Consider the following 7674-nt stretch of genomic DNA (forward strand, 5'->3'; position numbering starts at 1 on the left):
ATTGTGGATGTTCTTGAGATCAATGATATTGCCCTGCGACTGCATCGGAATGAGCAGTGTTTTGAACACCAGTGTGTGATTCTGGAACAAGGCAGTACGCTGCTGTTCAATGCTCAGGCCCTGTCGGCCCGACGTTTGTACCCCAGGCACTGCGCCAGTACTTACTGGCAATATCTGAGCCTGGAACAAGGCAGGCAAATTGGCGGCTTTCGTCACCCGGCCGATTTGGCGCATCAACAACTCCTGGCCATGGCTGAACAATTTGGTCCGTCGCCTGTGTTGCTGGCGGTGCCAGCCAGCTTCGGCGAAGCACAGCTCAGTTTGCTGCTGGGGATCTTGCGTGAGACGCCATGGCAGGTGCAGGGCATGATCAACCAGGCGCTGGCCTGCTTGGCAGAGCAAGCCGAATCTGGCAGCCATGCGCACCTGGAATTGCATGCCCAGCAAGTTCTGTTAACGCAACTACAAGCAGATGCGGATATAGGCGTAACCTCCTATCAACATTTCTCGGCGCTGGGCTGGGACAATCTGCATGAACATATCATGCGACACCTGACCCGCCGCTTTATTCAGGAGCAGCGCTTTGACCCCATGCACAGGGGGGAAACCGAACAGGCGATGTACGAGTGGACCCAGGCAGTATGCAGCGGACAAGCAAGCAATGAACTGGTGATTGCCAACAAAGTACTGCGACTTGATAGGCAGGAAATAGGCGAGCTAATCTGCCAGTTTTTTATACCGCTGCAACGCGCGCTGGAATCGCAGCAGGCAAATCTGTGGCTCAGCCCCCGATTGGCCGCCCTGCCCGGTCTTGCAGATCTGCTGAAAAATGCAAAGTGCCTGTCATTAAACGCCGCCATCGCAGCCCTTAGGTATGTGTCGCCCAGTCCTGATTCCCAGGCCATACCGTTAATTGACAGCCTGCCGCGGACCAGTCAGAGCACCAGACTGGCCTGGCCAACCCACGTTCTGTTTCAGGATCACGCTTTGCCCCTGACGGCGGGGGGATATGGCTGGCAAAACCACAGGTTAACGCACATGAATGATAGCCCCGCGTTTTTATTACACAGACTAGATAACGGCTTTGTGCTGGTCGCCAATGCGCCCTGGCAAGCCCGTTCTGTGCGAACCGACGGTCTGCTCAGACTGGGTGATGAAATAACGCTGTGCCAGGGCGAGCAACAGCATCAGCTTCGCTGTATCCGGGTGCTGCCATGAGCAGAAAAGGTCGTCGCCAAGCATCCAATTTCAGCCTGGCTTTTTTAGATGTCATGTCTTGCGGCTTTGGCGCCGCAGCCTTGCTGTTTCTGCTGCTTAAACACGGTATTGATGAAAACCGCGAGCAGGTGGAGATGATGGATGAATCTGAAGTGCGCCTGCTGGAAGAGGAGATCCGCATTGGCAAGGAAGATCTGGTGCGTGCCAGAAATGTGCTGTCAGAGGTGGACATGGAACTGGCTAATGCTCAGGGACTGGCACGGCAGATAGAAGAGCAGTTGCGCAATCAGCGTAGTCACCTGGACGTGCTGGATCCTGAGCAATGGGACGAAGAAATTAAAAAACTCAAAGAGCAACTGGCCGCTCTGGAGAAAGAGAAGCAGCAATTACTGGCCGAACAGCGCGAAGGGGAAAATGTTCAGAAATTTGTTGGTATGGGGGACAGGCAATACCTGACCGGTTTACGCCTGGGAGGAGAAAGAATTTTGATCCTGCTGGATGCCAGCACCAGTATGCTGGATGAGCGGCTGGTTAATATAGTGCGCCGACGCCATATGCAGGAGGACATTCAGCGTGCATCACCTAAGTGGTTACGTGCCCAGGACCGCGCCGCCTGGCTGGTATCGCAATTTCCCAAAGACAGTCATTACCAGATTTACCTGTTTAATACCGATGCGCATGCTGCCATTGAGAATACTCAGGGTAGTTGGCTGAAGGTCAGTGACAAAGACAGCCTGGATAAGGCCATGGCTAGTGTACGTAAACACCTGCCTGGCGGCGGTACCAGTCTGGAGCGGGCATTTCTGTCGGCCGGCGCACTGGATCCGTTGCCTGACAATATCTTCCTGATCACCGATGGCCTGCCCACTCAGGGGCTGAATGCCAATAAGGAAAACACCATCTCCGGTATTGAACGGCTGGAACTGTTTAAAAAAGCGGTACAGGGGCTGCCTCAGGGCGTACCGGTCAATACCCTGCTCAGTCCGATGGAAGGCGATCCTATGGCAGCGGCGGCGTTCTGGCAACTGGCGCAACTCACTGGCGGCTCCTTCTTAAGCCCATCGGAGGACTGGCCATGAAACGCAGACAAGTCACGGATATTTTCAGTATCTCGTTTTTGGATGTTATTTCCTGCGGCTTTGGCGCCATTATTATTCTGATGCTGATTGTCCGCAATGTGCCCCCGGATGTGATTGAGCAGGCGCAAATCGATAATCAGGGCCTGGTGCAGGACTTACAGCGTCAATTGTTTACCCTGCGCGGCGAAACCACCACATTGAACCGCCAGATGACTGCCAAACACGAGCAACTTTCTCTTGAACTGGCGCGGATAGCTAAACTGCGTACCGAAATGGATTTGCTGCAAAGCCGTTACGCCAGATTATCAGAAGCCGAACAGTTCAGTGCCAAACAAAAAGGCGAACTGGAACTGGCCAGGCAAAGTCTGACCGAGGAAATGCGCCGCCTATTGGGGGATAACTACAAGCGTAAGAATGATCTTATCGGCGGCATCCCGGTAGACAGTGAATACATCATTTTCATCATCGACACGTCCGGCAGCATGGTCAATTACGGCTGGCAACGCATGATCGATGAAATCATCGCCACATTGGATATTTACCCCAACGTTAAAGGGATCCAGATCATGAATGACATGGGCGACTATATGTTCACTAATTATCGCCGTGAGTGGATCCCAGACACACCAGCCAGGCGCAGCGCCATTGTCGAGCGGCTGCGTGGCTGGCACCCCTTTAGTAATTCATCCCCGGTGGAGGGCGTACTGGCCGCCATCCGCTCGTTTTACGCCCCGGACAAAAAAATCAGTATCTATGTATTTGGTGATGAATTTACCGGCCGTTCCATCAAGCAGGTGGTGGATACGGTGTCCAGAATTAACCTGATGGCAGAAGGTAATCAGAAACGGGTGCGCATCCACGCAGTGGGGTTGCCTGTGCAGTTTGCCAATCCGCCGCAGTACCAGATGACGGGCATCCGCTTTGCCGCCCTGATGCGCGAACTCACTCTGCAAAACGGTGGCACCTTTATCGGCCTTAATGATTTTCGCCCTGGTTATTAATTCCAGGGTGAAGCTTTGCTTATGACATGGTTGGAGGAAATCGCTTATGCAATCCCGGCTGTTATGCATCTTGATGTTGAGTTCATTGCTTTGCAGTTGCTCCGGCAGCTTCAAGGTTAAGAGCCAGGTTCCGACACCCCTTATCCAGCCAATGCCGTTAACGGTGGGCACCTATTATCCCAAAGAACTGCGCCAGTATCGGTATGAGGAAAGTAACGAAGCGCGCAAGGAATGGAAGATAGAACAAGGCGATGCACAGATGCAGATGTTCAGTCAGGTACTGGCGGGCATGTTCGAAAACGTGGTGGATCTGAATCAGCAGCAAGGGGCAGCCGACCTGATCCTGACGCCCAGGGTGGAGGAATTTCAATACACCGTGCCCCGGGAAACCCGCAGCAATATTTACGAAGTGTGGTTTAAATACCACCTGCAGTTACATGAAGGCAGTGGCCGACTGGTGGCCGACTGGTTTATGACCTCCTATGGCAAAACCCCCACCGCCTTTGCCACCAGTGACGCAGGAGGACTAGACCTGGCAATACAAATGGCTCTGCGTGATTCAGGAGCCAAATTATTAATGGATTTTTCCAGGGTGCCGGAAATTCGCCAGTGGATGGAACAAAACCTGAATAAATCCACCCTTGCCATCCGCGGAGAACAGCCATGAAACAGCTAATACTGCCCGTCATTATACTGCTGAGTGGCTGCTCCAGTGTCACCATCGACGAATTTCGCCATAGCAGCGCCAGCCTGCATCAAGGTGAGTCCATAGTCATTCTGGGTCGCCGCCATGCCAATAATTACGAAACCGAACCGTCGCTGATCAACTGTCTGCAGGAAAGCATGACAAAACAGGGCCTCAACGTGATTCCTGAACAGCAGTTTCTGGATGAGTTTTATCCTTTCTTTGAACCCCGCACCGCGCCGCTGAACCTGCCGGGCATGAACCGACTACAGAGTCAGGAGCGGCTCGCCAGCCGCATGCAACAACATAAGCTACGCTATCTTATCTGGGTGGACGGTAATACCGAAACCACCTCCAGCGTTGGTTCAATCAGTTGTGCGCTGGTGCCAGGCGGTGGTTGCCTGGGATTTGGCAGTTGGGACGAAGAGGCGGGCTATGAATCTATTATCTGGGATCTGAAACGCGAAGTGGTTGCCGGGCGCATTCATGCCAGCGCCAAAGGCACCTCCTATATGCCTGCCGTGGTGGTGCCAATTCCCTTACTGGCACAAGTGGAAACCGAAACCTGCCGCGGTCTGGGTAAACAATTAACCGAATTTTTCAAACCACAGGGAGAGACCAATAATGCCGTACAGAATTAGCCTGTTGCTGTTTTTTGCCGCCAGTCAGTTTCTCAGCGGCTGCGCCACCAATCCGGCCACCGGGGATGCCGAATTTGTTACGATGTCTGAATCCAGGGAGTTGGAAATTGGGGAGGAAATGCATAAGAAAATTCTCGAAACCCAACCCATCTATGAAGATGAAAAAGTCACAGCCTATGTTAACCAGGTGGGACAGGCCCTGGCCAAAGTTGGCGAACGTCCGGAACTGACTTACCACTTTACGGTATTGGACAACCCGCAAATCAACGCTTTTGCTTTGCCCGGTGGTTATATCTATGTCAATCGAGGCCTGCTGGCGTATATGCACAGCGAAGCGCAGCTGGCCGCCGTGCTTGCCCACGAACTGGGCCATGTCACCGCCCGTCATGCGGTACGCCAGGATACCGCCCGCACTGGCGCGCAGGTACTCAGCGTGATGTCGGTGCTGGCCACAGGAAGCTGGGCGGTGGGAGATGCTGCCAGCTTGTGGAGCAGTGCCGCAGTGATGGGCTATGGCCGGGAAATGGAGTTGGAAGCAGACGGCCTGGGTGCCCGCTACCTGTCCAAGGCCGGTTATTCACCCCATGCCATGATCGAAGTTATCAGTACCCTGAAGGATCAGGAGAAATTTACCCGGCACTTAAATGCCAAGACCGGTCGCCAGCAAACTTACCACGGTCTGTTTTCTACCCACCCACGTAACGATACCCGTCTGCGCGAAGTCGTGGACAAGGCCGCCGAGCTGGAAAAGCACACTCAGGTGGTGGAAAAAGATCCGGCGGAATTTCGCAGCATTATGGATGGCCTGGTGTACGGCCCAAGCTACCGGCGTCCGGATGACAAAAAAGATGATGAGGACAACCGCTTTACGCACAATCGGCTGGGCTTCTCCGTGATCTTTCCCGACGATTGGCAGGTGACGAATGCCGGGCATACCATTATTGCCGAGGCCCCGGATAAAAGTGCGCTGATGCATATGGAAGTGACCCGACGCCAGGAAGAACTGCCCCCCGGCAACTATCTGCGTAAATACTACGATGTGCCGCTGCTGATGCGCTCAGAAGATTTCAGTCAGGCTGGCATGCTCGGCCATACCGGCATCCGCCCGGCCGATGACAAGTTACCCCAGCCCAGTCGGGTTGCCATTTTCTATCGCGGCTCGCTGATTTATATGCTGCAGGGTGAAGTGCATAAACCTGACCCAGACACAGATTATGACAAGCTGTTTCTGGACAGTATTCATAGCTTCGCACCAGAGCGCGGCACCGCAGCCTTACCCAAGCCCAAGACCATCAATTATGTGCAAGCAGAGCCTGGCACGACCTTCGCTGGTATTGCCAGAAGCATGCGCATTGGCCGCTACGCAGAAGAACAGCTCAGACTGATTAACGGTTACTATCCCAGCGGTGAGCCTAAAGAAGGTGAGTGGCTGAAAATTATCAGGTAACTTACTAGCTAGGGGCGTCAGCCCCTCTGGCTGGATTTTAACCAGCAACTGACTTAAGGTGGAATGGCTCGCTAACAACAATAAGAGGCAACCATGTCTGTCAAACGTTCAGTTCTATTTATGGCTCTACTGGTCTTTTCTTTCACTCCTGTGGCTGAAGAACGTAAAGCCCTGGTGGGTGGTCGTCTGATAGACGGCTTCGGCCACCAGCCTATCGCCAATAGTGTGATCCTGATTAAAGACGACCGAATTGAAAAAGTCGGTACTGTCGATACCCTGCCGGTACCCGAAGGCTACCAACATATTTCTACGGAAGGAATGGATGTATTACCGGGTTTGTGGGAAAGCCATGCGCATTTAATGCTGGCCGGTCATGCTAATTATGATCATTGGCATAAAGCCTATCCCGAACGTTTTAAAGATGAAGTGATGCCTGCCAGTGCCTTACAATTGCTGCTGGCCGGTGTTACCAGTGCCCGTGATTTGGGTGCACCGCTGGAAGCATCTGTTGCCGTCAAGCAAGGTATCAATGAGGGCCGCATTGCAGGTCCGCGTTTATATGTGTCCGGGCCGTTTATCCAACATGAGCCCTACCCCGGCACCGAAGCCTACCGCTGGGGTATCAAAGGTGAAAATGATGCCCGCCAGAAAGTCAGGCTGTTGGCCGAGGCAGGCGTGGATATTATTAAACTGATCGACCAGGACAAGATGAGCCTGGAAGAAGCCCAGGCCGTGGTAGATGAAGCCCATCAACAAGGCCTGAAAGTGGTCGCTCACGCCCACCGTCCCGATGAGATCCGCCGGGGTCTGGCCATAGGGGTGGACAATTTCGAACATACCGGCCTGACGACGGCCCCCGGCTTCCCCGATGATGTAATGGAAAAACTCAAAGAGCGCACCGCCACTGGCCGGGTTGCCGGTGGGCCGCTGTTCTGGACTCCAACAGTGGAAGGACTGTGGCAATACGACCTGACCGTCGCCAATCCCGAGCGACTGGATAATAATTGTTGGCAACGTGGATTGAAGGACGACACCATTGCCGATATTCGCCAGTCCCTGAGAAATCCCGGTCAGCTTAGCTATATGCAGTTGACTCCACTACGCAAACCCACGCTTAAACATAAAATTCAGCAGTTACGGGACGCTGGCGTGGTGTTTCTGGTCGGCACAGACAGCGGCATACCCACCAAGTTTCATTGTCAGAGTACCTGGAATGAACTGGCTGTATGGGTGGATGTTATGGGCATCCCGGCCATGGATGCAATTCGGGCTGCAACCTACTGGCCATCAGTGATGATGGGGGTGGACAAAGACAGCGGCACCGTCTCAGCGGGCAAGTATGCCGATATTATCGCGGTAAAAGGCGATGTACTGCGGTATATCAATCTGCTGCAGGACGTCAAGCTGGTGATGAAAGGCGGCAAGCTGTATAAACAGGACGGCCAGGTGATTGAGTCGGCACTTTAACGGCTTGGCGACAGAGGGCTGAGCGAATGCTTTGTGCCTCTGCTGTCACAGAAACCCGGCAAGAAAAGCTTCAATTACTTCTCCGCGGAGGGATAAAAAGCTCGGAGATTGGTAATATCTGATACAGCTTGTATTG

The 7674-nt window shown here is 53.5% G+C and carries 7 protein-coding genes; all 7 read left to right on the forward strand.

The window, feature by feature from the left end; genetic code table 11:
• Positions 1 to 3: 3 nt before the first annotated feature.
• The 7 genes from ABD028_RS07555 to ABD028_RS07585 all read left to right on the forward strand — a co-directional run bounded on the left by ABD028_RS07555 (position 4) and on the right by ABD028_RS07585 (position 7538).
• Entirely contained in the window at positions 4 to 1218 is a 1215-nt protein-coding gene (locus ABD028_RS07555) for a hypothetical protein (protein ID WP_343843662.1), read from the forward strand.
• Entirely contained in the window at positions 1215 to 2297 is a 1083-nt protein-coding gene (locus tag ABD028_RS07560) for a vWA domain-containing protein (RefSeq protein WP_343843664.1), read from the forward strand. Before ABD028_RS07555 ends, ABD028_RS07560 begins: the two co-directional genes overlap by 4 nt.
• A complete protein-coding gene (locus tag ABD028_RS07565) occupies positions 2294 to 3298 on the forward strand; it encodes a vWA domain-containing protein (RefSeq protein ID WP_343843666.1) in 1005 nt (334 codons plus the stop codon). The genes ABD028_RS07560 and ABD028_RS07565 overlap by 4 nt, the downstream gene beginning before the upstream one ends.
• 46 nt (positions 3299 to 3344) lie before the next feature.
• Positions 3345 to 3965 carry a hypothetical protein gene (locus ABD028_RS07570; RefSeq protein ID WP_343843669.1) on the forward strand — a complete coding sequence of 207 codons (621 nt, stop codon included), beginning with the start codon at positions 3345 to 3347 and terminating at the stop codon, positions 3963 to 3965.
• Positions 3962 to 4624: a hypothetical protein gene (locus ABD028_RS07575; protein ID WP_343843671.1), complete on the forward strand. Its 663-nt coding sequence runs from the start codon at positions 3962 to 3964 to the stop codon at positions 4622 to 4624. The genes ABD028_RS07570 and ABD028_RS07575 overlap by 4 nt, the downstream gene beginning before the upstream one ends.
• On the forward strand, positions 4608 to 6071 hold the full coding sequence (locus tag ABD028_RS07580) for a M48 family metalloprotease (RefSeq protein ID WP_343843674.1): 1464 nt from the start codon (positions 4608 to 4610) through the stop codon (positions 6069 to 6071). The genes ABD028_RS07575 and ABD028_RS07580 overlap by 17 nt, the downstream gene beginning before the upstream one ends.
• A gap of 93 nt (positions 6072 to 6164) precedes the next feature.
• Positions 6165 to 7538, forward strand: a complete 1374-nt coding sequence (locus tag ABD028_RS07585) for an amidohydrolase family protein (RefSeq protein ID WP_343843677.1) — start codon at positions 6165 to 6167, stop codon at positions 7536 to 7538.
• Positions 7539 to 7674 lie beyond the last annotated feature (136 nt).

Origin of the sequence: Bowmanella denitrificans (assembly GCF_039522935.1) — a bacterium.
GTDB classification, from domain to species: Bacteria; Pseudomonadota; Gammaproteobacteria; order Enterobacterales; family Alteromonadaceae; genus Bowmanella; species Bowmanella denitrificans.

What these genes read in the sequence shown, in the direction of transcription:
- ABD028_RS07585 (WP_343843677.1), top strand. Translation starts at nt 6,165, where the DNA reads ATGTCTGTCAAACGTTCAGTTCTATTTATGGCTCTACTGGTCTTTTCT.
- ABD028_RS07565 (WP_343843666.1), top strand. Translation starts at nt 2,294, where the DNA reads ATGAAACGCAGACAAGTCACGGATATTTTCAGTATCTCGTTTTTGGAT.
- ABD028_RS07575 (WP_343843671.1), top strand. Translation starts at nt 3,962, where the DNA reads ATGAAACAGCTAATACTGCCCGTCATTATACTGCTGAGTGGCTGCTCC.
- ABD028_RS07570 (WP_343843669.1), top strand. Translation starts at nt 3,345, where the DNA reads ATGCAATCCCGGCTGTTATGCATCTTGATGTTGAGTTCATTGCTTTGC.
- ABD028_RS07560 (WP_343843664.1), top strand. Translation starts at nt 1,215, where the DNA reads ATGAGCAGAAAAGGTCGTCGCCAAGCATCCAATTTCAGCCTGGCTTTT.
- ABD028_RS07580 (WP_343843674.1), top strand. Translation starts at nt 4,608, where the DNA reads ATGCCGTACAGAATTAGCCTGTTGCTGTTTTTTGCCGCCAGTCAGTTT.